At 38.3% G+C, this 25,148-nt stretch carries 23 protein-coding genes; 11 read left to right on the top strand and 12 right to left on the bottom strand.

Features of this window, described 5'->3' with window-relative positions; all coding sequences use genetic code 11:
• The first annotated feature begins 1 nt into the window (after window position 1).
• Window positions 2–1,351, top strand: a complete 1,350-nt coding sequence (locus K5G00_RS11290; protein WP_238766264.1) for a Gfo/Idh/MocA family protein — start codon at window positions 2–4, stop codon at window positions 1,349–1,351.
• A 27-nt stretch (window positions 1,352–1,378) separates the two neighbouring features.
• On the top strand, window positions 1,379–2,077 hold the full coding sequence (locus K5G00_RS11285) for a 3-keto-disaccharide hydrolase (protein WP_238766263.1): 699 nt from the start codon (window positions 1,379–1,381) through the stop codon (window positions 2,075–2,077).
• Window positions 2,078–2,083: 6 nt separating this feature from the next.
• Here the strand turns inward: K5G00_RS11285 and K5G00_RS11280 are convergent, their stop codons facing one another.
• Genes K5G00_RS11280 through K5G00_RS11270 form a run of 3 tightly spaced genes read right to left on the bottom strand, consistent with a single transcriptional unit; the run spans window position 2,084 to window position 4,766 of the window.
• A complete protein-coding gene (locus K5G00_RS11280) occupies window positions 2,084–2,962 on the bottom strand; it encodes a cation diffusion facilitator family transporter (RefSeq protein WP_238766262.1) in 879 nt (292 codons plus the stop codon).
• Between the two features lie 31 nt (window positions 2,963–2,993).
• On the bottom strand, window positions 2,994–3,710 hold the full coding sequence (locus K5G00_RS11275; RefSeq protein ID WP_238766261.1) for a LytR/AlgR family response regulator transcription factor: 717 nt from the start codon (window positions 3,708–3,710) through the stop codon (window positions 2,994–2,996).
• A gap of 3 nt (window positions 3,711–3,713) precedes the next feature.
• Entirely contained in the window at window positions 3,714–4,766 is a 1,053-nt protein-coding gene (locus K5G00_RS11270) for a sensor histidine kinase (RefSeq protein WP_238766260.1), read from the bottom strand.
• A gap of 257 nt (window positions 4,767–5,023) precedes the next feature.
• Between K5G00_RS11270 and K5G00_RS11265 the strand changes: the two genes are divergently transcribed.
• Window positions 5,024–5,395: a MotA/TolQ/ExbB proton channel family protein gene (locus K5G00_RS11265; protein ID WP_238766259.1), complete on the top strand. Its 372-nt coding sequence runs from the start codon at window positions 5,024–5,026 to the stop codon at window positions 5,393–5,395.
• 22 nt (window positions 5,396–5,417) lie between these two features.
• Window positions 5,418–6,434, top strand: coding sequence for a serine hydrolase domain-containing protein (locus tag K5G00_RS11260; RefSeq protein WP_238766258.1), 1,017 nt, complete (start codon window positions 5,418–5,420; stop codon window positions 6,432–6,434).
• Window positions 6,435–6,468: 34 nt separating this feature from the next.
• Here the strand turns inward: K5G00_RS11260 and K5G00_RS11255 are convergent, their stop codons facing one another.
• The 4 genes from K5G00_RS11255 to K5G00_RS11240 are packed head-to-tail and all read right to left on the bottom strand — an operon-like array spanning window position 6,469 to window position 9,463.
• Window positions 6,469–7,155, bottom strand: coding sequence for a lipid-A-disaccharide synthase N-terminal domain-containing protein (locus K5G00_RS11255; RefSeq protein ID WP_238766257.1), 687 nt, complete (start codon window positions 7,153–7,155; stop codon window positions 6,469–6,471).
• 58 nt (window positions 7,156–7,213) lie between these two features.
• On the bottom strand, window positions 7,214–7,954 hold the full coding sequence (rnc, locus tag K5G00_RS11250) for a ribonuclease III (protein ID WP_238766256.1): 741 nt from the start codon (window positions 7,952–7,954) through the stop codon (window positions 7,214–7,216).
• Window positions 7,955–7,960: 6 nt separating this feature from the next.
• Window positions 7,961–9,205 carry a beta-ketoacyl-ACP synthase II gene (gene fabF, locus K5G00_RS11245; protein ID WP_238766255.1) on the bottom strand — a complete coding sequence of 415 codons (1,245 nt, stop codon included), beginning with the start codon at window positions 9,203–9,205 and terminating at the stop codon, window positions 7,961–7,963.
• Window positions 9,206–9,226: 21 nt separating this feature from the next.
• Window positions 9,227–9,463, bottom strand: coding sequence for an acyl carrier protein (locus K5G00_RS11240; RefSeq protein ID WP_158864576.1), 237 nt, complete (start codon window positions 9,461–9,463; stop codon window positions 9,227–9,229).
• A 184-nt stretch (window positions 9,464–9,647) separates the two neighbouring features.
• Between K5G00_RS11240 and purN the strand changes: the two genes are divergently transcribed.
• The 3 genes from purN to rprY all read left to right on the top strand — a co-directional run bounded on the left by purN (window position 9,648) and on the right by rprY (window position 12,588).
• The gene (gene purN, locus K5G00_RS11235) at window positions 9,648–10,229 is read left to right on the top strand and encodes a phosphoribosylglycinamide formyltransferase (protein ID WP_238766254.1); all 582 of its coding nucleotides are present in this window, start codon (window positions 9,648–9,650) and stop codon (window positions 10,227–10,229) included.
• Between the two features lie 101 nt (window positions 10,230–10,330).
• The gene (locus K5G00_RS11230; RefSeq protein ID WP_238766253.1) at window positions 10,331–11,896 is read left to right on the top strand and encodes a sensor histidine kinase; all 1,566 of its coding nucleotides are present in this window, start codon (window positions 10,331–10,333) and stop codon (window positions 11,894–11,896) included.
• 2 nt (window positions 11,897–11,898) lie between these two features.
• On the top strand, window positions 11,899–12,588 hold the full coding sequence (gene rprY, locus K5G00_RS11225; protein ID WP_158864570.1) for a response regulator transcription factor RprY: 690 nt from the start codon (window positions 11,899–11,901) through the stop codon (window positions 12,586–12,588).
• An 84-nt stretch (window positions 12,589–12,672) separates the two neighbouring features.
• Here the strand turns inward: rprY and lepA are convergent, their stop codons facing one another.
• The 3 genes from lepA to K5G00_RS11210 form a co-directional block, all read right to left on the bottom strand.
• A complete protein-coding gene (gene lepA, locus K5G00_RS11220) occupies window positions 12,673–14,460 on the bottom strand; it encodes a translation elongation factor 4 (protein ID WP_238766252.1) in 1,788 nt (595 codons plus the stop codon).
• 84 nt (window positions 14,461–14,544) lie between these two features.
• Window positions 14,545–15,033 (bottom strand): putative molybdenum carrier protein, encoded by a 489-nt coding sequence (locus K5G00_RS11215; RefSeq protein ID WP_238766251.1) that lies wholly within the window; start codon window positions 15,031–15,033, stop codon window positions 14,545–14,547.
• 166 nt (window positions 15,034–15,199) lie between these two features.
• On the bottom strand, window positions 15,200–16,204 hold the full coding sequence (locus tag K5G00_RS11210; protein WP_238766250.1) for an aldo/keto reductase: 1,005 nt from the start codon (window positions 16,202–16,204) through the stop codon (window positions 15,200–15,202).
• A 105-nt stretch (window positions 16,205–16,309) separates the two neighbouring features.
• On the opposite strand from K5G00_RS11210, the gene K5G00_RS11205 reads away from it, so the two are divergent.
• From K5G00_RS11205 to K5G00_RS11190, 4 genes are read left to right on the top strand one after another with little or no spacing between them, the layout of a single operon-like run.
• Window positions 16,310–17,020 (top strand): GntR family transcriptional regulator, encoded by a 711-nt coding sequence (locus K5G00_RS11205; RefSeq protein ID WP_238766249.1) that lies wholly within the window; start codon window positions 16,310–16,312, stop codon window positions 17,018–17,020.
• 56 nt (window positions 17,021–17,076) lie between these two features.
• Complete coding sequence (locus K5G00_RS11200) at window positions 17,077–18,378, top strand: serine hydrolase domain-containing protein (RefSeq protein ID WP_238766248.1); 1,302 nt, start codon at window positions 17,077–17,079, stop codon at window positions 18,376–18,378.
• Between the two features lie 22 nt (window positions 18,379–18,400).
• Window positions 18,401–19,117: a deoxyribose-phosphate aldolase gene (deoC, locus tag K5G00_RS11195; protein WP_238766247.1), complete on the top strand. Its 717-nt coding sequence runs from the start codon at window positions 18,401–18,403 to the stop codon at window positions 19,115–19,117.
• Window positions 19,118–19,134: 17 nt separating this feature from the next.
• Window positions 19,135–20,085, top strand: coding sequence for a nucleoside hydrolase (locus K5G00_RS11190; RefSeq protein WP_238766246.1), 951 nt, complete (start codon window positions 19,135–19,137; stop codon window positions 20,083–20,085).
• Between the two features lie 6 nt (window positions 20,086–20,091).
• Here the strand turns inward: K5G00_RS11190 and K5G00_RS11185 are convergent, their stop codons facing one another.
• Together K5G00_RS11185 and K5G00_RS11180 are read right to left on the bottom strand one after the other, a co-directional pair.
• Window positions 20,092–22,776 (bottom strand): bifunctional YncE family protein/alkaline phosphatase family protein, encoded by a 2,685-nt coding sequence (locus K5G00_RS11185; RefSeq protein ID WP_238766245.1) that lies wholly within the window; start codon window positions 22,774–22,776, stop codon window positions 20,092–20,094.
• 119 nt (window positions 22,777–22,895) lie between these two features.
• Window positions 22,896–25,148: a TonB-dependent receptor gene (locus K5G00_RS11180; RefSeq protein WP_238766244.1), complete on the bottom strand. Its 2,253-nt coding sequence runs from the start codon at window positions 25,146–25,148 to the stop codon at window positions 22,896–22,898.

Below are 25,148 nucleotides of genomic sequence, written 5' to 3'. Positions count from 1 at the left end.
TATGGATTCAAAGGAACTAAACCGACGAAATTTTATTACAAAAACAACATTGGGAACGATTGGGGCAGCGGGAATTTTGGCTGCATGCACCTCTTCCGAAAAATCAAAAAAAGAGGAAATCGAATTACCGGAGTTACTTGACCAGGCGCCTGATGGAGCGGTTTTGAGAGCCGGCTTAATCGGTTGCGGAGGCCGGGGGACGGGTGCAGCCATTAATTTTCTGGATGCCGGTCCAAATTTGCAAATAACAGCTTTGGGAGATGTTTTTAAGGATAAAATTGACAATTGCCGAGAAACGTTAAAAACAGAAAAAGGAGTTGAAATTGCTGACGAAAACTGTTTTATAGGTTTCGACAGTTACCAAAAAGTTATTGATTCGGGTGTTGATATCGTTTTACTTTGCACACCTCCGCATTTTCGACCGGCACATGTTGAGGCTGCAGTCAATGCCAGAAAACATATTTTTATGGAAAAGCCGATTGCGGTTGATCCGGTTGGAGCCCGTTCGGTTCTGGCATCTGCAAAAAAAGCGGAAGCTATTGGATTAAGCATTATTAGTGGAACAATACGGCGCGTACAAAAGGATTACATGGAAACCCACCGACGTGTTGCAAACGGAGAGATCGGAGAGATTGTCGGGGCAAACATACTTCGCAACGGTGGTGCACTTTGGTATCGTAACAGGCAGGCCAACTGGAGCGAAATGGAGTATATGCTGCGTAACTGGGTGAATTTTTGCTGGTTATCGGGCGACCATATTACTGAACAATTTATTCACGAAATAGATGTAATGAACTGGCATTTGGATAGAATACCGGTAAAAGCAATTGGCTGGGGAGGACGACAACGAAGGGTAACCGGAGATCAGTATGATTTTTTTAGTATTGAGTATGTTTATGATAATGGGATGAGGGCGCATTGTGCCGCCCGTCAGATAAATGGGTGTACCAACCGTAAAGTTCAGCAAATAAATGGTACAAAAGGATATGCCGATGCCGCGGGTAGTTTGTACGATTGGAAGGGGAATGAACTCTGGAAATATCCTCACCCCGAAGACGGAGATACGGAATCGCCGTGGAAAGTAACCAATCCTTATGTACAGGAACACATCAACCTGGTAACGGCTATCCGCAGGGGAAAACCTGTAAGTGATGCTGAAGCTCAGGTCAATTCAACACTGATTACCATTATGGGGAGAATCTCGGCGTATACAGGGAAAGATGTTAGCTGGGAGGAAATTATGAATTCCGATTTATATCTTGGTCCGAAAACCTATGCATTTGGCCCGGTTCCGGGAGTTGAAGAGAAAATCCCGGTAGTTGGTGTCGAGAATAAAGCTGCTAATGGATAAAAAGAAACCAGTTCAAAATTTATTAAAATGAAAGAGATAGTTGCTTTTATTTTTTGCCTCCTGCTGGCGGTAAACGGATTTGCTCAGACACCTCTTTTTCAATTTGGCAATGAAGTGGCATTGGAAAATGTTCAAATTGATAAAAAGATAAAAGGAGAGACTTTGAAATGGTTTCAGGTAAATACCGAAAACAATACATGGAAAGTAAAAGGAGACGAGCTGATTTGTACAGGACACCCCATTGGCGTTGTCCGCAGTGAAAAAAAGTACAGGAATTTTATCATGCATATTGAATGGAAACACATGGAGGCAGGAGGGAATTCGGGAACCTTTGTATGGAGCGATGCTGTGCCAGGAGATAATCGTTTACCCAACGGTGTTGAAGTACAAATGCTGGAACTTGATTGGGTTAACCTCAACACAAGAAACGGAGAAAAACCACCGGTTGCATATGTCCATGGAGAATTATTTGGCGTAGGAGGTGTGGAAGTGGTTCCTGACAATCCACGGGGGAAAAGGAGTAAATCGGTTGAAAATCGTTGCAAGGGGAAAGGAGAGAGGAATACTTATGATGTGGTTTGTGTGGATGGAACGATAAAACTTTCGGTAAATGGAAAATTTGTCAACGGAATAAGTCAATCGTCAAAAAGAAATGGTTTTATCTGCCTGGAATCGGAGGGAGCTGAAATCCATTTCAGAAATTTAAAAATTGTAGAATTACCTTAATTTTTTCTATATAACCGGGTTTTCCCACGTGATGGGTTCCGGGTGGATGGTTGACATATATCCAAATTTGTTTTTTAAAGCGACTTCAATTTTAGTGCAAATATCATGTGCTTCATTTAACGGCATTTCCGGAGGGAGTTTTATATGGCAGCTTAATTCTGTGTGGTTCCCGTAATTGTGTAAATGTATGTGGTGAAGATGTATCGGTTGCCTGCACGCTTTTTGGGCAATTTCTCGAATAGCGATTAAATGCTCATCCGAAGGACTTTCGCCCAATAAAGATTTGATGTCTTTTGATAAAATCTCGTAGCTTGCCCAGCCAATCATCAAGGCTACAATAAAACTCAAAACTGCATCGGTCCACCAGAAATAGTTTCCAACGGCAATACCAATTAAAATGACCACCGACGAAAGTGCATCCGTCCGATGATGCCAGCCATCGGCTTTGAGAATTGAAGAACCGGTTTTTTTTGCTCCCCGGAAAGCATATTGCGACATACCTTCTTTTACAATTATTGAGATTATTGTTGCAATCCAGGCAATGGTTCCAAATGTTGTTTTTTCTTTTGATCCAAACTTTTCAATAGCGCCAACGGCAAAATCAAAAGCTACAATGGCCAGCAAAACACCAATAATAATGGCTGAAATGTGTTCGGCGCGTCCATGCCCAAAAGGATGATCGTCATCTGCGGGTTTTCTTGAAATTTTTCCTCCGATTAACACGATAACCGATGAGACAGAATCAGACAAAGTATGCCAGGCATCGGCAATTAACGCCAGCGATCCGGTTGCCAGGCCTGCCCAATATTTTAGCCCGAAAAGAAAAATATTTCCGAAAATGGAAAGCCATCCTTCACGACGAATATATTTATCTTTTAGTTCCATAATTTGCAAAACTGCAAATTTAACAAAACTATTAGTTATTGTTATCAAGTAATCTGGAAAGTAAAGGTCTGTAACTTCTTCCTACCGGTAACTTTTTTTTGTTGATTTCGACAAAACCAGGGCCAAGTGATTCTATCTTATGAATGGATACAATATAACTTCGGTGGATTTGGATAAACTGACTTTCAGGTAGCGTTTCAGCCATAAAACTGATTCTTTCTTTTGTTACAATTTTATTGTTGATTGTATAGGCCATAACGTAATCGCCCAGGCTTTCAAAGTATAAAATATCACATAAATCAACTTTGTAATGTTTTTTATCCGCTTTCAGGAAAATAAAATTACGGTTGTCGTTTAAGTTTTCTTTTTTTTCTGAAGTTTTTCCGTTTTGCAAAGATTCGAGTTCAAAAAAATTGTTAATGGCTTTTGCAAATCTTTCAAAGGAGATGGGCTTTAGCAGATAGTCTATTACATTTAATTCAAATGCTTCGATGGCATAATCGCGGTAAGCTGTTGTAAAAATTACTTTGGGAGGATGAGCCAGTGACCGAACAAAGTCGACTCCTGTGATTTGCGGCATTTGAATATCACAGAACAGCAAATCAATTTTTTCCTTTGAAAGCACAGACATCGCCTCCAGTGCGTTGTTACATTCTGCAACAACCAAAAAATCAGTAAAAGCCGAAAGATGGTTTTTAATAACCCTGATTGCAATGGGTTCGTCGTCAATAATCAGGCAATTATACATGAGCTAAACCTCCAGTTCCAATGTTAAATTTACAGAAAATGTTTCTGCTTGCTCGTCAATACTAAGAATATATTTTTCAGGATAGAGTAAGTCAAGCCGTTTCTTTACATTTACAAGGCCAATACCTTTTTTAGAATCAATCTCCTTCTTTATTAAATGATTTCTTGAATTTTTGATGTTGAAAATCAGATTTTTACTGACGATGTTAATGTCGATTTTTACAAAACCAACCCCGGGGAAATTACTTACACCGTGTTTAAATGCATTTTCAACAAAAGGGAGAAGAATAAGCGGTGCGATTTTCAGAGAATTATTGTTTTGAGGGAATTCAGTTTTTAACTCCAGTTTTTTCGAATACCGGATTTTTTCTATTTCTATATAGTTCTTTAAGTTATTTAATTCATCTGAAAGAGGTACTTTTTTGTCGTCGCACCGGTAAAGGATGTAATCCAGAATTTCTGAAAGTTGCAAAACAAGTTTTGGTGCGTCGTCCGATTTCTCCAAAGTAAGGCCGTACAAATTATTCAAAGTATTAAACAAAAAATGAGGATGAACCTGTGCTTTTAGTAATTTCAATTCTGCCTCCTTCAGTTTTAGTTCACTTGTCAGAATATTTTTTTCTATTTCACTCTTTTCAATTTGCATATAAAATGCCCTTTTGACTTGTTTTATTGAAATAGCAAGAAAAACAATAAAGTTTAGTGAGACTACCTGTAATTCGGGATGTAAAACAGCTGGATCCAGCGAGGCATCTCTTTCTAAAATAAAAATTAAGGTGAACATCACTATCAAAAATGATAGCCATGTAGAGGTTAAAACAGTATAAAAGCTGAAAAAGAAGAATCTTCCATACCGTTTTTTTTCCAGAAATTTAGGAATCAGGATATAATTAAAAAAGTAAGCTTCAAAAAATGCAACTGGCAACAATCCAACAGAAAGAATATAAGAAACGGCCCTGATCTCGCTGTTGTTGTTAAACGTTATGAAGTAAAAAGAGCCTACAGATACCCAAAAAATTACATGAAGTGCAATTCTTGTTATTATTGATTTATGCAAAATATTTTTTATTTGATGAAAATGGAATTTCATTTTGTTGTTACATAAAGGAATGAAAGTAGAAATGATTTTTGAAATTTTGAAATTTTGTCGGTGGATTACATAGGTTTTATGCTGAACAACAAAATAGATAAATGTTTGGTAGATTTAAAGAGGAATTGTATTTCGGTTATCGTTTTTTGCAGTTGAACGATTAAAGCAGCTCCAAACGAAAAACAGGATGTAATTTTCAGGTATAATTTTTAAAACTGAAAAAAATGAATTTGTCAGAAATGTTTCGCAACGGAGGACCATTTATGAATTTTATTTCATTAATGGCTTTAATTGCAGTTGGAGTAACTGTATGGAAAATTGTTCAGATGGCAACAAAAAAGGAATACAATTTTAAGTTGCTCGATCTTGTATTAATGGCAGGTGCATTGGCTGCAGCTTCAGGTATTTTATCACAAATTGTTGGAATCGTTGAAGCATTGAAAGCCATTCGCGAAGCCGCTGATATTTCCCCTCAAATTGTCATGGAAGGTGCAATGGTAAGTTTTTATGCGCCTATTTGGGGATTTGTAGTTTTAATCTTTTCGTTGATTTTTCACTACGTTCTTAAAGAGATTGTCAAAGGAAAATCAATTTAATTAAAACTCAAATAACGACAGAATGAAAATATTGCTATCAATAATTGTGGTAGTTGTTTCGGTTTTTTGCGTTTCCGGACAGGTGCTTGAAAAAAAACTGGCTTCTGTTGTCGATAAATATACTTCTGATTCTCTGCTGAATGGATCAATCTTAGTTGCGAAAAAAAATAAGATCCTGTATAGAGGTTCTTTCGGATATAAAAATATCGAAACAAGAGAGACAAACAGACTTTCTACACTTTTCCCGGTTGCATCATTAACAAAACAATTTACCTCTGTAGGCATTTTAATACTTCAGCAAAATAAAAAATTATCAATTGATGACTTTATTGGAAAGTATTTAGAAGTGCCGGAATCTATGAAAAATATTCAAATCAGGAATTTGATGAATCATACTTCGGGAATTCCGGACTACTGGCAGAATAATATCGAAAATGATGAGAAATTAATTTGGGAGTTTTTGAATTTGACAGATGCTTTGCTTTTTCAACCCAATACAAAGCATTCATATTGTAATTCAGGATATTTTTTACTCGGAAAAATAATTGAGAAGGTTTCAGGGGTGAGCTATGGTGAGTTTTTGAGAAAAAATATTTTCAAACCCGTGGGAATGAAAAAGACTTTTGTTTATGATGGGAAGAATTATGATCGGGCAATTGGTTATGATGAAGATTGGAATAAAAGTGATTATTTGATGTCCACAGGAGATGGTGGAATAATTTCTACTGTGAATGATCTTTATGCATGGGACAAGGCACTTTTTGAAAATAAGATACTTACCCGGGAAAGTAAAAATTTAATGTTTGCTCCAACAAAGCTTGAAAACGGGTGTGATAAATATTACGGATTAGGGTGGGATATTAGTGAAGAGAATAATGATGTTGTGTCACACACAGGTAATCTTGCTTCGTTTGGAGCATACAACCAATATGATAATACTGAGGGATATTTTTTTGTTATTCTTTCCAATCAAATCAGGCCTGAGTTGATTGATCTGTTAAATGAAGTAGATGGTGTTTTATACAAAAAATGGCAATGAATTTAAGGTTAATCCAATAAATATGGATTGGCCTTTATTTTATTTTATCGGACACCCTGGTGATAAATTTATTTAAAAACGGAATTTTGTTTAGTTTGGAAAACAAGCTTCCCTTTCCAAAATGTAACAGAATATTTCTGAAATAAATAAAAAGCCCCAGACTATGAGCAGCAAAAAGTACCGGATCCAAACGATAAACTGAGTATGTAAAAATCATTAATGAACCGGTGGTACTGATAAGCCAAAAACCAAGCGGCAGTAAAGACTCCTTTTCCTTTTCTGAATATATCCATTGGTAGAAAAAGCGTGATATAAAAATAAGTTGAGCCGTAGTTCCCCAAATCATCCAAAATACCGAAACATTTTCATTTTTAAAAATGGCATTAAAATTACCTGAAAAAATCAGCCATGCCAGATAAATCAAAGGTATTGCTACCGCGAATATCCTTGAAATTAAAGGCATTCGCCTCCACGCTTTTTTTAACTGGAGGTTGCGTATGTAAATGGAGTAAACCAGAAATTGCCCAATTACAATTGCAAAATCATTGCGCAGTATCCCATAAGTGAGCATCAGGATGGAACCAACCAGACTAATTTGCCAGTATACAATTGGTGAATATACTTCGCCTTCCTGTTCCGATTTAAACCATTGGGCAATGGTTCTTACAAAAAACAGAATTTGAGCTAAAAAGCCCAGTGAATAAATTAAATACTCGTTCATTGTCGGTTTTAAAAACGGGGCAAATATAACAATCGAAATTGGTTTGTTTTAGCAGTGACTATTGAAATTGTAAATAATCCAGCTTTTCAAGCGTTTGGCGGGCGGCATTTTGCTGGGCTTCTTTTTTGGATGTACCTTCTCCTTTTCCTATCTCAACATTTTCTACCTCAACAGTGGCAATAAACCGTGGTTGTTTGGTGCGTTCACTTGTTTCTTCGGTCGTTTGAAATACAACTTCTTTTTTATTTTTCTGACTCCACTCTATTAACTGACTTTTAAAGTTGGTGTCTTTTTGTTCAATCTCGTTCAGGTTAACAAATTGTGAAAGGATTTTTTTTGTTACGAAATATTTTGCTGTTTGGTAATCTTTGTCCAAATAAATGGCTCCAATTAAAGCTTCCAAAGCATCGCCGTAAATATGGCTGCTGTCGATATTTTTAGTGGTGTTTGAATCGATAAACACGTTAAGCCCCATGTCGTAAGTCAGCTTGGTTAAAAAGGTACGGTTTACCAGTTTTGACCGGGTTTTTGTAAGAAATCCTTCATCTTCCTGCGGAAATCTGTTGTATAAAAAGTCGGCAATGATGGCACCCAAAATAGCGTCACCCAAATACTCCAGTCTTTCGTTATTTACATAGTTACCTCGCGAATCGACGGTAGAAGCTGATTTGTGAATAAATGCGAGGTCGTACAATTTTAAATTTCCGGGATAGAAACCAAGTATCTCCTTTAAAAACAAGTAAAACTCTTTCCGAGAGGACGAAAAGAGTTTTACCCGTTGTACTATTTTTCTAACCACAGTTTTCTATAGTTTTTTGAAAACTAAAGTTGCATTGTGTCCGCCAAAACCAAATGTATTGCTGATTGCAACATTTATTTCACGTTTTTTGGCAACATTGAATGTGAAATCCAAATTGCTGTCAATTTCAGGATCATCGGTGAAATGGTTTATTGTTGGTGGAATCAAACTGTTGTTAATGGCCAAAATACTTGCCAGGCCTTCAACTGCACCTGCTGCCCCCAGTAAATGCCCGGTCATTGATTTTGTTGAACTGATTGCTAATTTATAAGCGTGTTCGCCAAATGTTTTGATAATAGCCTTTGGTTCAGCAATATCTCCAAGCGGAGTAGAAGTGCCGTGTACATTGATGTAATCTACATCATTGACCGTAATTCCAGCGTCTTCCAAAGCCCATTTCATAACCAGGTTTGCACCTTTCCCTTCCGGGTCCGGAGCAGTCATATGAAATGCGTCAGCAGACATTCCTCCGCCACCCATTTCAGCATAAATTTTGGCTCCCCGTTTTACTGCGCTTTCATAATCTTCAAAAATGAAAGCTGCAGAACCTTCACCCATAACAAACCCATCACGATCCTTGTCAAAAGGCCTTGATGCTGTTTTGGGATCATCGTTACGGGTCGAGATGGCTCTCATAGAATTAAAGCCGGCTATTCCTGCTTCGTTTACACCGGCTTCTGAACCACCTGTAATCATAATATCTGCTTTCCCCATACGAATCATGTTAAATGCTTCAATCATTGCATGGGAAGCAGATGCGCAGGCAGTAACTGTGGTAAAATTAGGTCCTCTAAAACCGTATTTTATCGATAATAGTCCACCGGCTATATTCGCAATCATTTTGGGAATAAAGAATGGAGAGAACCGGGGATTTTCATCTTTATAGTTTCTGGCTTCTTCAAAAAAAGTTTGAAGTCCACCTATTCCCGCTCCCCAGATAACACCAGCTCTGTCATGGTCAATCTCTTCAAGGTTTAAGCCTGAATCTTTAACCGCCAGGTCGGTGCTCGCAAATGCATATTGTGTGTACAAATCGTATTTGCGACAATCCTTTCTTTCCATCCCGTAAAGTTCAGGATCGAAGTTTTTTACCTCGCAGGCAAATTGGGTTTTGTGCTTTGCTGCATCAAATTTTTCAATAGGTGCTGCACCGCTAACCCCGTTTTTCAGATTTTCCCAGTATTCATCAACGGTGTTTCCCAAAGGATTAACAGTTCCTAAACCGGTTATTACTACCCGCCTTAATTCCATAAATAATTTTTCTGAATATAATTACTTCGTAGCTTCTTCGATATGTGCAATAGCCTCACCTACCGTTGAAATTTTTTCAGCTTGATCGTCTGGAATAGCGAGGTCAAATTCTTTTTCGAATTCCATAATCAGCTCAACAGTGTCAAGTGAATCTGCACCTAAATCATTTGTAAAGGAAGCTTCAGGAGTAACTTCACTTTCATCAACGCCTAATTTATCAACGATAATAGCTTTTACTTTTGCTGCAACGTCAGACATAATTGTAATTTTTGATTAATACTAATTTTGTTTTTAAATAATTCCGTGCAAAGTAATAAATTTACGTTTTATATTTCAAAGAAAAAATTTAAAAAAAGATATAAACAGGGGGGTAGAATTCATTTGTAAGCTTCTTGATTTGAACAAATTAGTCAAATGTTCTATCTGTAAAAAACAATATGAAATGAATGTTAAGAAAGTAGCTTTATTTGCTTCTGGTTCAGGAACTAATGTACAAAATGTTATAGAGTATTTCGCTGATAATGAAATTATTGATGTTGATTCTGTTTGGTGTAATAATCCCAGGGCTTATGTTCTGGAAAGAGCAGAGAAATTTAACATTGACACATTTATATTTGACAGAGAAACGTTTTATAAAAGTCAGGAAATACTGAATATATTAAAAAAACGTAAAGTCGATTTAGTAGTTTTGGCCGGTTTTCTGTGGTTGATACCTGACAATTTGATTCAAAATTTTCCGATAATAAATATTCATCCGGCATTGTTGCCCAAATACGGAGGAAAAGGAATGTACGGGATGAATGTTCATAAAGCTGTTGTAGAAAATAGAGATTTGGAGTCGGGAATTTCTGTTCATTATGTAAATGAGAATTATGATGACGGGAAATTAATTTTCCAGGCAAAGTGTAAAATTGAACCTTCCGATACGCCGGAGATTGTTGCAAAAAAAGTACACGAACTGGAATATAAATACTTTCCCGAGGTTATTGAATCTGTTTTGTTGGGAAGCGCGGAAAAGGAATAAGATCCAGATGCACAGGTTAATAAACTTTACATTTTAATTGCTGGTGTTAAATAATGTTAACTAGGTTACAGCAAGCATTTCATTAAAATTATATTTGCGGCATGAGCAGAAAAATGTTGATTACATTAATATTTTTGATGGCTGTTGTGCTTTCGGGCCTGATATTTGTTCAAACGCATTTGATAAAACGCGCTGCCGATATTCGGGAAGAGCAGTTTAATCGTTTGGTGGCAAATGTTTTGATGAGGGTGGCCGCGCATTTGGAAACATATGAAAAGCGTGAAGCACAGTATTATGCAGATATCGGTCAGTTCCCAGGTTCAAATCTGCCCAAAGAAGATTTTATTCCTTTTCCCAGAAATAACTCAGGGAATGGTGCATTCGAATTTAAACTAAATGTAACGGAAAACAGTGTTTCAGGCTATTACAGAGAGCAGGTGCAGATAAATACAGTAGATTCGACCATTGGCGTAGATTCTACAGGCGAGGGTGGTACGCTGAGAAAAACTCTGCCTGATATTAACCGGATGATAGCCAATCAAAGACAGAGGTTGGAGCAGTGGTTATTTGATAATAGCATAGACAAGTATGAAATTTACCTTGAAGACCGGCCGATTGAAGAAAGAATAGATACTGTGTTTTTAGCTCAAGTTTTGGCAAGTGAAGTAAGGGCTGCTGGTATTGATTTGGATTATGAATATGCGGTAAAGAATTCCAATCTCGGACAGGATAAAATAATGATTGGAGATGAAAATTTTAATAAGAATGCAAAGAAAGGCGAGTTTTCACAGCCACTTTTTCAAATGGATAGAAATGGAGCCAAACCGAACTATCTTCATATTTATTTTCCAAAACGTTCTGGGTATCTGTTGCGTGAAACTGGTCTGACTATTATTCCTACCCTGATTTTAACCGCGTTGCTGATAGGAATTTTTGCCTATACATTAACAGTAATTTTCCGGCAGAAAAAATTGTCGATGATAAAAAACGACTTCATCAACAATATGACGCATGAATTAAAAACACCGATTTCAACTATTTCGCTTGCAAGTCAGATGCTTCAGGATGGAAGTGTGGCAAATACACCCAGAACGATTGAGCATGTGGCAAATGTTATAAGCACAGAGAGTAAGCGCCTCGGGTTTCAGGTTGAGAAAGTACTGCAAATGGCTGTTTTTAATGAAGGGCGTTTAAAATTTAAGTTTAAAGAGTTCGATGTAAACAAAATGATTGAAACAGTTACAGGGAATTTTGAGCTCAGAGTAAAAAGTAAAAATGGAAATCTTATTACTGAAATCAATGCTGAAGACCCAATGATAAAAGGGGATGAGGTACACATCACCAATGTGGTATTTAATTTGCTTGATAATGCTATGAAATACAGCCAGGAGATACCGGAAATAAAAGTAACAACATATAATAAGAAAGAATTTGTTGTAATCTCGGTTGAAGATAAAGGAATTGGAATTTCAAAAGAGCACCATGCGCAAATATTTGACCGTTTTTACCGTGTGCCTACCGGAAATATTCATAATGTAAAAGGATTTGGATTAGGATTAAGCTATGTGAAAAAGATAGTTGATTCGCACAATGGTACAATAAAAGTTGAGAGCGCTGTTAATAAAGGGACAAAATTTAGTATCTTATTCCCACAAATAAATAAATGACCATGGAACAAAAAACAAAATTATTACTTGCCGAAGATGATGAGAATTTGGGATTACTGTTAAAAGAATATTTAATCGCAAAAGGTTACGACGCTAATCTGTTTCCAGATGGAGAAGCTGCCTATAAAGGTTTTGTAAAAGAACATTATGATATTTGCGTTTTGGATATTATGATGCCCAAAAAAGATGGATTCACACTGGCAAAAGACATTCGTATTATTAATTCAGATATTCCGATTATTTTTCTGACGGCAAAAAATTTAAAAGAGGACGTGTTGGAAGGGTTCAAAATGGGGGCCGATGATTATATAACCAAACCTTTTAGTATGGAAGAACTGATTCTCAGGATTGAAGCAATTTTAAGAAGAACTTCGCAAGAGAGTCAGTCAAATGCACAGCAGATATTTACTTTGGGGAAATATACTTTCGATACCCGTAAACAAATTCTTTCTGATGGAGACGAGACGGTTAAACTGACCACAAAAGAATCGGATTTGTTAAAACTTCTTTGTCAAAACGCCAACAAAGTGTTGGAAAGGAATTATGCTTTAAAATCAATTTGGATTGACGATAATTATTTTAACGCCAGAAGTATGGATGTTTACATTACAAAGTTACGTAAGCACCTGAAGGATGAACCTACGGTAGAAATTATAAATGTACATGGCAAAGGGTACAAATTAATTGTTTGATATCATCCCCGTATTCACGGGGATATAAATCATATTAACTTTCCGGAGCAACGGGAAGAAATTCTGATTTTGCTCAAAAGAGTTCTAATCAAGTTTCAGGACCGCTAAAAAAGCTTTTTGAGGTACCTCTACGTTACCTACTTGTTTCATCCGTTTTTTACCTTTTTTCTGTTTTTCCAGCAATTTACGTTTTCTGGTAATGTCACCCCCATAACATTTGGCTGTTACATCTTTACGAACGGCTTTTACGGTTTCGCGGGCGATTATTTTTGCTCCTATTGCAGCCTGTATCGCAATGTCGAATTGTTGTCTGGGAATGAGTTCTTTTAACTTTTCACACATCCGTCGGCCAAAGTTATAGGCGTTGTCAAAATGGATAAGTGTGGAAAGTGCATCAACCATTTCGCCATTTAGTAGAATGTCAAGTCGAACCAGTTTGGCGGGTTTAAAACCACTAATATGGTAATCAAAGGAAGCGTACCCTTTTGAAATGCTTTTTAGTTTGTCATAAAAATCGAACACAATTTCGCCTAAAGGTAAATTAAAAACCAATTCTGCCCGCTCAGAAGTTAAGTAGTTCTGGCTAACCAAAGTTCCGCGTTTGTCGAGACAAAGCGTCATAACCGGTCCGATAAATTCTGAAGCTGTAATAATGTTTGCGCGAATATATGGTTCTTCAATTTCCTGAATGATTGTTGAAGCGGGCATCCCTGAAGGGTTGTAAACGGTTTGTGTTGAGCCGTCGGTTAAATGAACAAGGTAGGAAACGTTAGGAACAGTTGTGATAACATTCATTTCGTATTCACGTTCCAGCCTTTCCTGTATAATCTCCATGTGTAATAAACCAAGGAAACCACATCGAAAACCAAATCCGAGCGCGGCAGAAGATTCAGGTTCAAAAGTTAAGGAGGCATCGTTAAGTTGAAGTTTGTCCATTGCTGCTCTCAGATCCTCATAATCATCAGCATCAATGGGGTATACTCCCGCAAATACCATTGGCTTTACTTCCTCGAAACCAGAAATGGCCTTTTGGCAAGGTTTTTCAACATGTGTTATGGTATCACCAACTTTTACTTCCTTTGCCGTTTTTATCCCCGAAATAATATATCCTACATCTCCGGTGGATAAAACATTTTTGGGAACCAGCCCGAGTTTTAAAACGCCTATTTCATCTGCATCGTATTCTTTTCCTGTAGCTACAAATTTAACCAGATCTTTTTTCCGGATTTGTCCGTTGATAATCTTGAAATATGCAATAATCCCGCGAAATGAGTTAAAAACAGAATCAAAAATAAGGGCTTGCAGCGGTGCATTTGGATCTCCTTTGGGAGGTGGCACCTTTTCAACAATATTTGTTAAAATAGCTTCAACTCCTTCTCCTGTTTTTCCACTTGCACGGATAATATCTTCATGGTCGCAGCCAATCAAATCAATAATTTGATCTTCTACAACTTCGGGCATTGCATTCGGAAGATCCATTTTATTGAGAATCGGAATAATCTCCAGATCATGTTCGATTGCCAGATACAGGTTTGAAATGGTTTGAGCCTGAATTCCCTGTGTAGCATCAATAATTAAAAGTGCTCCTTCACACGCTTTTATCGAACGTGAAACTTCGTAAGAAAAGTCAACGTGTCCGGGAGTATCAATTAAATTGAGTTTATATTCCTTTCCTTCATGTACATAGTCCATCTGAATGGCATGACTTTTAATGGTAATGCCCCTTTCCTGTTCCAGTTCCATGCTGTCAAGTACCTGGTCGTGCATCTCTCTCTCTCCAACTGTTTTGGTATTCTCCAGTAAACGGTCGGCCAGTGTACTTTTTCCGTGGTCGATATGAGCTATGATGCAAAAATTCCGAATATTCTCCATTTATACTAAACTAAATTTTTAATTCAATTTAAAGCTTTCAAATTAAATTCTCGCAAAGATATTTATTTTTTGAATTCTTTATAATCAGATAGTATTTTGCTGTAATTTTTGAATCTTTTTGATGAAATCTGAAACAAGTTGAAACGAATACTGATAACCTTGTATCCACTCACTTTTCCGCGGACCCGCAATATTTAGAATTGAAACATTATTATTTTGAATAAACGTTATCATTTTGAGAAAGGAATCTTTTGCGTCCGGTTTTTCAGGAAAAAGAATCAAAACAGGTTTTTTCATTTGTGTGGCTATTTGTTGGGTGAGTAGTGTCCCCCCTTTTAGGTCGCCGTTTACAATAATAAGCGTAGCATTTGAATTTCTTACGTTTTTATAAGTTCTTGAATTGTAGTTGCTTTCTCCTGTTTCGTCTAGCTTGTATTTTATGTCAATTCTTCCGTCTTCTGCCATTCTGCCTTTTGGACACCAACCTCCATGTGAAAAGTTGTTGTTCAAACAGGCATCCAATGCTCCCCGATCCACACCAGTTTGACCTCCGCTTATTATCTTTTGGCACACTATTTGTTGAGTGTTTATTAACATGAAAACAATTAAACAGAAAATGTTCTTTACATTATTACACTACTAGAAACAAAATACTTCACAGCAGATTGCTGTTTTTTCATAAGTTTGGTTTAGTTAGGTTTAGTTTTGATCCCGGGGCAGAGGTCCCGGGATTTTCTTTTTACACAGCTTCGTTTTTAAAATATTCTACTTTGCCGGTTTTTGCTATCTCTTTTACCTTATCAACCAGTGCCATCCTTTCATTTTCTGATAATTTGGAAAATGAACGGGCTAAAGCAATCTTTTCACGCATGTATGTTGCATTTTCATTTCCTGAAATGAGAACGGTTACGGGAAGCGACCATACAAAATGCATTGCATCTTTTATACTCATATAATTGGGAATGACAGGGTCGTCTGAGGTCCAGTTTGCCTGTTCTTTTCTGGCAAAAAATCTTCCGTCAGCAAGCGATTTGATAGATAAAATCCCCATGTTTCTATCCAACGCTTTTGGCAATACATTTTTTATAAAGCTAAAATAGGTTTGATCTAAAACATTTACAGGCATTAATACTGTATCGAAAATATCACTTTCCTGCGTACGATCGAGTATGTGTGCGTGTGCAAACGGATTTTGATGCCCGGTAAATCCAAGATACTTAAATTTTCCCTGTTCTTTTGCTTTTTCCAAATATTCCAGAACTCCCGCTTCAATCCTGTTATCGACGTCTTTGGGTGTTCTTATCGAGTGTACCTGGTAAAGGTCAATCTGATCCACTTTTAACCTTTTTAACGATCCTTCCAAATGCTCCTGAACCGTTTTTGCATCAGGTCCCGTAGTTTTTGTCATCAGAAAAATCAAATCACGATATTTGGGTGTAAGGTATTTACCATAGCGTTCTTCACTTCTTCCGGCTGAGTAGCTTTCAGCAGTATCAAAAAAACGGACTCCTCCCTCCAGCGCGGCTTCAATTACTTCCTGTGCATCTCGTTCGGTTGTCCAGCCAATGTGGTAACCTCCCGTTCCAAGCATCGTTACATATTCACCGGTTCTACCCAATTTTCTTTTTGGCAAAATTTCGCCTAACCTGTCATTTGTTTCCGGTTTACCAAATGCGTTTCCCGTCATCGACAAACCTGCAGTTACACCTGCCAGTGATTTTAAAAAGGTTCTTCTGTTGGTCATAATATTTGTTTTTAATTACATAATACTATACTTCTTTTTAGAGAAAAAGTTCAAAATATTCTATTTTTACTTGTACGTACAAGTTTGAGTTTATAGATTTGTAAGATGAAGTTTGGACCCAAATATTTGCTTGTTAAGAATTTTCTGAAGGAATCAATTCAGCAGGGAAAATTTAAAGTTGGAGATTTTCTTCCTTCAGAGCATGAGCTGTGTTCGCGTTTTTCGGTCACCAGAACAACAACCCGCAAAGCGCTTGACGAGCTAATAAAAGAAGGTTATATCGAAAAGCTACAGGGGAAAGGGAGCCGGGTAAAAGAAAGAAGGAAGTCGCTCGGGCTGTTGACAGTAAAAGGATTTTCAGAAGCCGTTGGCAAAAATGTAAATACAATTTTTTTGACAAAACCTCAAATAGGTGAGTGGAAAGAAGAGATTATTTTTCCGGTAAAAAAAGAGGATAAGGATGCACAATGTATTTTTTTTGAGAGATTAAGATGTGTAAATTCCCTGCCGGTTATGCTGGAGAGAAACTGGCTCCCGGCAACCATTCTTCAGGGATTTACAGAAAAACAATTTGTTGACGAATCTTTTTTCAAAACGCTGAGTCAGGAATATCTTATTGAAATAACTGGCTCAAAGCAGGAAATCAGGGCTGAATATGCAGACGATAAAATTGCAGAAATTTTAAGTATTGAAAGGAATTCACCGGTTTTGCATATTTCTGTTCTGTTTTCTACAAACCAAAAAAAGTTGACAATTTACAGCGAACTTTTCTGCAATACAACAGATTTTCCGGTAGGGAATCAGTATTTTATGTGACGAAAAGCTAATAGCGAGGATAAATATTATGAATAATACATACTAATAAATCAAAAATGAAAAAGTTTACTTTTCTTATTGTAACCTTTATTATAGCTGGATTGACAGGTTTAACAGCCCAAACGAAATCCATTCAAAAAACAGCGCCACTTTCGGAAGCTCAACCTGAAAGTGTTGGAATTTCTTCCGAACGTATAGAGCGAATTGATAAAATGTGTAAGGAGGCTGTGGCAGAAGATCAGGTGCCCGGAATCGTTTCGCTGATTGCCCGCAATGGAAAGATTGTTTTCTGGAAGGCTTACGGAATGGCGGATAACGCTGAAGGTGAAAAGCTAAAAAGGGATGATATTTTTCGTATTGCCTCACAATCAAAAGCAATCACATCAACTGCGGTTATGATGTTGTGGGAAGAAGGAAAATTCAGCCTGGATGATCCCATCTCAAAGTATATCCCTGAGTTTGAGAATGCCCGCGTGTTAAAAACATTTCGGTACAATGATACCACATGGACCGGAATTCCTGTAAAAAATAAAATTACAATTCGTCATTTGCTTACACATACTTCGGGAATTGGCTATGGAGACATTGATTCCGATGAAAGAATGAAAATGATTTATCAGAAAGCAGGAATTGTAATTGCGTTTACAAAAAAAGATGTAAGCATTGAAGAAAACATCAAAAAGCTGGCAAAATTGCCTTTGCATCACGAGCCCGGTTCGGCGTATGTTTACAGCATGGGCTTGGATGTCCTTGGCTATCTGGTAGAAATAGTTTCAGGAATGCCGTTTGATGAGTTTCTGAAAACGCACATTTTCGATCCGCTGGGGATGAAGGATACTTACTTTTATCTCCCTGGAGAAAAGGTAAATCGTCTGGTTTCTGTTCAACAAAAAGTTGATGGAAAATGGGAAAAATACCCGGTAACATTTTATGACCCTGAATATCCGGTTGAAGGGGCAAAAACTCTGTTCTCAGGCGGAGGAGGGCTTTCCAGTACAGCAAAAGACTATGCTGTTTTTCTTCAGATGTATTTGAACGGAGGCGAATATAACGGTATAAGACTTTTAAGCCGGACAACAGTTCGTTCAATTATGGGAAATCAAATGGGGAATATTTGGGGAGAAGACGCTGACAGTTACTATGGATTAACATTTTCTGTGTTAACAGAAAAAGGACAAAACAAAGGTGGTTTGGGTAACAAAGGAACATTCAATTGGGGTGGATATTTTAATACCCAGTATTTTGCGGATCCACAGGAAAATATAATTGGAATAATTATGAAACAAACGCGCGGGCCTGTAAACGACCAAACCGGCTGGAAATTCAGGCAGATGGTTTTTCAAACAATTGACGATTAAAATAACTCAAATACAATATAAAATGAACAAAGTAAAAGAACTTGCAAAAATGATTGACCATTCCATTCTTCATCCAACCATGACTGATGAAGATTTGAAACGCGAATGCGAAGTGGCCAAAGAATATGATGTGGCATCGGTATGTGTAAAACCGTATGCTGTGAAACAGGCTGTTGAACTGTTAAAGGATTCCTATGTTCTGGTGGGATGTGTAATTGGTTTTCCTGCCGGTAACTCTGCAATCGAAGTGAAGGTTTTTGAAACGGAAAAAGCATGTGTGGATGGCGCAGTAGAGATTGATATGGTAATAAATATTGGAAAAGCTTTACAGGGAGAATGGGACTATATTGAAAAAGAAATTGCTGCTGTTACCAAAGTTTGCCATAACAACAAAGCCATTGTAAAAGTAATTTTTGAGACCGATTATGTTTCGAAAAAAGAGGATATTGTGGAATTGTGTAAAATATGCACAAAAGTGGGGGCCGACTATGTAAAAACATCTACGGGTTTTGGTTTTGTAAAAAGCGATGATGGAAAATATGCATACCAGGGAGCTACAATCTCGAATCTGGAGCTGATGAAAGCAAGTGTGGGGCCAAACGTTAAAGTAAAAGCTGCCGGTGGTGTTCGCACACTGGATGGTTTGCTGGCGGTTCAAAAAGCAGGCTGTTCGCGTTGTGGAGCTACAGCAACAGTTGTTATTCTGAAGGATGCAAAAGAACGATTTGGAGATTTGTAAATTCTAAAGTAACCGGAATGATGAGAAACGTATTTGTACTTCTGACTTTTTTATTTGGAATAAGTTGCCAGGCGCAAAAAATAAAGTTGATTATTGATGCTGATACAGGAAATGAAATGGATGACATGTATGCTATTGTACGAGCCCTGGATTCAGATGATTTCGAATTACTGGGGTTGGTCTCCGCTCATTTCAATAATCCGCAGATGGTTACCGACTCTATGTGGCATAACTATTCCACTAAAAATATCAACACGGTTGAGCTTTCACAAAGGGAAAATGAGCAATTATTATTGGAGGTAAATCGATCGCAAATTCCGCATCCCCAAGGTTGTGAAAAAATGGTTGGATTTGCCTGGGGGTTTAATCATGGCACCCCCGTTCAATATTCCGAAGGAGTTGATTTTATTATCACCGAGGCAAAAAAGGCTTCTCCCGGCAATAAGCTGGATATTGCCTGTTTAGGCCCGGTTACCAATGTCGCCGCAGCAATACTAGCAGAGCCGGATATTGCAAAAAATATTCATCTTCATATTTTGAGTATGAAATATGACCCTGAAACAGGTGTCTGGAACAAGAATGAATTTAATGCACGTAATGATTTAAATGCACTTGATATTGTTTTGGATTGTACCGATTTGGAATTATCAATCATTTCCGGACAGGTTTCAGGTCAACTGGTTTTTGAACGAAAAGAAACACAGAAGCGACTTTCAGTATACAACAACAAAATCAGCCAAAATTTATTGACCCGGTGGGATTTTGTAAATGCAGGTGAGCGTTGGATTATGTGGGATTTAGCGCTTATTGAATCGATTATTCACCCGGAACTGGCAAAAACCGAAATGGTACTTACGCCGCCTGAAAATTTACAGCGAAAAGTGGAAGTCTACACCGATATTGATGAGAAAAAAATGGAAGCTGATTTTTGGGAAAGTTATCAGCGCTTAATGGAAAAATTACATTAAAATCACTTAATCATCGTCGTCATCATCTTCATCTTTCCCGCTGTATTTTTCGGGGTAAGGTTTTTTCCCCTTCATTGCGAACCAGATAATTCTGTTAAAGAGTTCGTCGTCGCCGGCATCTACCCGTTCAAACTGCGGTTCCATACTTTTTTTTGCATAGTGGAGTGCAGGGCCTTTTAATTCAGATAGTTCACTGTTCATCTCATCCAATGGAATCTGGTTTGGGACAGAAACATAGGGACTGTAATCAGCGGATGAATTAAAACAGTTGAACATGGGCATGGCAGTTGCATCCATAATATTCATTGGCGGAAGCCCCAGAATTTGTTCGATGGTTCTTATCATCGAAACCTGGTTGTAGTTGGTGTGGTTGGTTTTTTCAAACCTCGTGTATGGGCTGGCAACCATTCCAACCGTTCGGTAGGCTGAAACATGATCCCACCCGGCTTGCGAATCGTCCTCGGTTATAAAAACCGCAGTATTTTTCCAGAATTTACTTTTAGAAATGGCTTCCATGATTTGTCCCAAAGCCAGATCATTGTCAGCCACCATCGCACGGGGAGTAGGAAATCCTGGTCGTGTTCCTGAGGTGTGATCATTGGGTAAAGCAATGATAATCAGTTCGGGCCATTGATCACCTTCCTTCCTTTCATATTCTTTTAGTTCTTTTATAAACGTTTGTGCCCGAAATACATCCGGGAATTTGTGGCTGTCGTATCCCGGGTAATTCTGACTTAAAATATCCCAAACCGGGTCAATGGTAGTTGTGTTTTTAAATTCTACTTTTTCGCCATTTTTGAACTGTTTATAAATAGATTCCCAAGTGGCACTTTTGTCAAATTCAGGAACACAGGCTTCACCATATATTCGTACGCTTTTGCCGTGTCGGATTGCGTTATCCCAGATAAAACCGGTGGGAGCATAAACCAATGCATCTTGTTGAACATGTGGGTAACTACGAAACCAACCCCGTACATTTTTTTCAATATAATCGGTAACAATAGCCATATCGGTCCATTGGTGGCCTTCTGCGGAAGATTTTCCTGAAACGTAAAAGTTGTCGAGAAGCAGAAAATCGTCAACAATCTTGTGTGTGTTGGGCGTGACTTCTTTTCCAAAAACACAAAGTGACGGGTCTCCGTCTCCCGCCGAAACATCACCAAGAATCTGGTCGTAAGTCCGGTTTTCTTTTATGATATAAACGACATGTTTAAAAATCGAAGGCTCACCAATTCTGAGCGGTACAGGAACGGCGTTTGCATTTTTCCGGGGAAGTTTTTTCGATAAGGCAATTCTGAAAATTTGGTTGGTCTCATGTACACGTTTGGTATAATCAGCCAATTGATTTTTATCCGGTAAAGGAATAATAGACACGGAAGCCATCTGCCGGTGCGCATTGTACGATTTTGCACCGCTTTCAGAAATGCTAGGGATTCTTGCTCCTTCCGCTTCAATATTGGGAATGTACAGTGTTTGATCCCTGAGAACACAAACCGCTCCCGGATAAGCACTGGTGGGAATAAATCCTGAAATTTTACTTTGATTCCCATTTGAACTGCTTGAAGCATTTTTCCCTAACTCGATTAAGGCCACCGCGTTGTCCATTCCGTTGGCTACATAAAGTATTTTTCCGTCACCAGAAATTCCCAAGCCGTTGGGTGAATCCCCCCAGTAAGGATTTTTTTCATCACCCAGACGTACTGAAATACTCTCAGAAACAATATCCTGTTTGGTGTCAATTACTGAAACGGCATCACTGTTGGCATTGGCAACATAAACATAATTTTCATCCGGGCTCGGGATAATATCATTTGGGTGCAAGCCAACGATTATATCTTTTATCAACCTTCCATCGGCAGGACTAAAAACCGAAACTGTTCCTTCACGTGTTGCACCGGTTAAAGGATCAACTTTAGCATTTCCCCACGGAATGCCGGCTATATTTTTATCGTTTTCATCAGGAACAGCTCCGGCCCAGTTGGTAACATAAATCTTGCCGGCAGCTTTTACAACACCGTAAGGTGCCACACCCGTTTCTACCGACCAAATGGTTTGCCCGGTTTTTTCGTCAAGTTTTACCAGCATGTTGTTGCCGTTTAAAACCACGTATAACATCGTTTTTCCATTCTCTTCTGTTACCACAACTTCATTGGGTAAGGCAGTCGATGCTGGTTCGTTAGCTCCAAAATCGAAAGTTTTTTCCTTTTTTAGCTTGCGGCCATTCCATGATGCTTTTATCACATACGATTTTTCATCTCCTGCAGCACTCCAGTACAAAGAATAGTCGTAGCCTGTTTTTCCCCAGGTAATTCCCGAAAAAGTATTTATAGCGTCATCATCGCCAAGCAGGTTTTCCAAAGTTGTGCGCTCAATTATTTCGTTGGTGCCGGTTGATATTATCACGATGGAATAACGTCCTTCCACTGCAACATATTTCCCATCGGGTGAAAGGGCACAATCGAGTGCATGGTTTTCCAATTGTTTGTCACCAAAATAAACCTGCTTTCCTGCCGGATCGACCCAGCGGTTGTATGGCATTGGTAAAGGCAACAGGCTGTCGGCCAGCGTTTGATTTTCGTATTCGCTCAGGTGTTTCGTCTGTTGTTTTTTTTCTCGTTTGTTTTGTGCCTGTGAAATCAACGAAGGTTGTGCAACTATAAGAATAATGAAAAACCAGAGAAATCTTTTCATGATAATCTATTTTGAGTGTTGTATCAATGCTGCGTATCGAATGTTTTAGCTTTTAAATTACGATTTATTTATAAGAATCAGGTCTTTTTGTTTGATTTGTTTGAAATGAATTTACACAACTAAATTTCAAATTGTAATGTCATCCAGAATGCTCTTCCGTAACCGTCAACTCCTGAGCCGTGAATACGGTAAGCCTGATTAAAAATATTCTGCATTCCGGCATGAATTGAGACGATATTCCATGAATAACCCGCTTTCAGGTTTAGAATGTTCCACCCGGGAGTACCGCCTTCGGGAATACGATGATCATCGATGTCTCCACCTGAAAGCCTGTCTTGCTTTGTGGCGAACAGGAATTCGGCTTCGCTAAAAATTTTTGATTTGGAATATTGCAACGCCAGTTTCCCATTCAGTGGAGGAATTCGTCGCATTGGTTCGTTATTTTCGAGGTTCTTGCCATAAAGCCAGGTAAGATTATTGATAAATGAAAATTGTCTTGTGATTTGAAATCCTGATTCAAATTCCACCCCTGAAATGTTCGATTTTGCTACATTTTCTTTTTTGTAAACACGCTCTCCATCAATGGTTTCGCTTCCGTTGTATGTGGCTTCTGTTCTCACAATTTGATCTTTTAACCGGGTGTTAAAAGCAGTTAGGGCCATCGAAAACCACTCCGATGTTTTTTTATAGCCTCCTTCAAACGTAAATGTCTTTTCCGGTGCAAGGTCAGTGGAAGGGATTTCGATGCCATAATCAAACTGACCAAAAGAACTGATGTCGTTAATGTTTGGCGCACGGAAAGCAGTGTGTGCCGAAAGAATAAACTGCTGTTCAGGAGTTGTAAAATATTGTCCGGAGATATTTCCTACCAGCGAACTGGGTTTTAGTGTTACTTCTCCAAACTCATCGTCAACGGAATGAATCCGGAACGTGTTAAAACGACCTCCCATATTTAAATGGAACTTTTCAAATTTTAGGGTATGTTGACTAAATACCGCTAAATTCTGCATTGATGAATTGTTGGGATAGAGCCCGCGGGATTTGGTTTCTTCACCATTTTCCAGATTTGTATCTTTTTGTCCGGATTCCACATTGTCAGAATAAAATTCAATACCGCTTACCGCTTCCCATTTTCTGCTGAATGTGGAATAACTTTCCAGTGAAATGCTGTTGGTTTTTACCACATCGTTTTCTTCCGTAAAAGTAACCGAGCTTTCTTTTTGTTTTTTTCGTGTTTCATCGGAATACTGATTGGAAACCGTAAGTTTTATTTTTCTGAACCATTCGTTGCTGCTGAAGTGTTCCGCCTTTGCGTAGGTAAGGCGGTGTATCTGTGGATCGAAGGAGTACAGTTGGTAACCACGCTGTGCAACCTGATCGTAACGACCCACATCGTTTTGGATGAGGTACTGGTACGCTGAAGTTATTTGCCAGTTGCGGGAAAGGCGGAGTTTTGCTTTCATATTTACCCCGGTTTCATCATAACCCGATGGGCGTTCGTAGCCGAGTGAACCGCCGGCAAAAATATCTCCAAAATCTTTGTAATTGACACTTCCTGAAATTGCAACGTTTTTTGTTCTGAATAAAAGCTCTGCAACACCCGATTTCTCCATTCCTTTGTTCATATATTTTACTTTTCCACGACCACCCAATAATGGTTTTTCGGAGGCGTATTCGGGTGTTCGGGTAACTACATTTATTACTCCGCCAAGTGCATCACTGCCATACAGAACTGAACCTTTTCCACGTATTACTTCAACCTGGTCGACCGAAAAAATATCGATCGTATTAAAATATTGGTTGGGGCCATAACGAAATGTGGCGTTGTTTAGCCGAATTCCGTCAATCAGAAGCAACGTTTGATTGCCTGTGAACCCGCGGACAAAAGGTGAGCCACCGCCGTGGTTGGTTTTTTGCATCCACACACCCGCAGTGCCTATCAATGCTTCCGCCATCGAACGAGGAGCATTGTTTGTTATTTCCTTTTGGGTTAAAACAGAAACAGCATCCGGAGTTTGAAAAGATAACAATTGGTTCCTCGACGCTGTAACTACTATACTTTTATTGAGTTGAACCGAAACCGGTTGAAGATTGATTTCAATATTTTTATTTTCGGTGTCGGCTGTTTCTATTTCCTTTGATTCAAAACCTACGCATGAAATTAAAAGGATGGAATTCCCATTTTTCGGCGTTATTACTGAAAAAAATCCCTTACCATCGGAAACAGTTCCGAGCGTTGAGTTTTTAACAGAAATATTTGCATCGGATACCGGTTGTTGGTTTTCCGCATTTAGAACAATACCGCTAATTGATTGAGAAAAAAGCTGCATTGAAACAAATGCAGCCACTAGGGTTAATGTAATTTTTTTCAT

The sequence above is a fragment of the Maribellus maritimus genome (genome assembly GCF_022267315.1).
GTDB classification, from domain to species: Bacteria; Bacteroidota; Bacteroidia; order Bacteroidales; family Prolixibacteraceae; genus Draconibacterium; species Draconibacterium maritimum.
The sequence above is the reverse complement of the archived record's forward strand: the minus strand, read 5'-3'. Positions and strand labels throughout refer to the sequence as shown.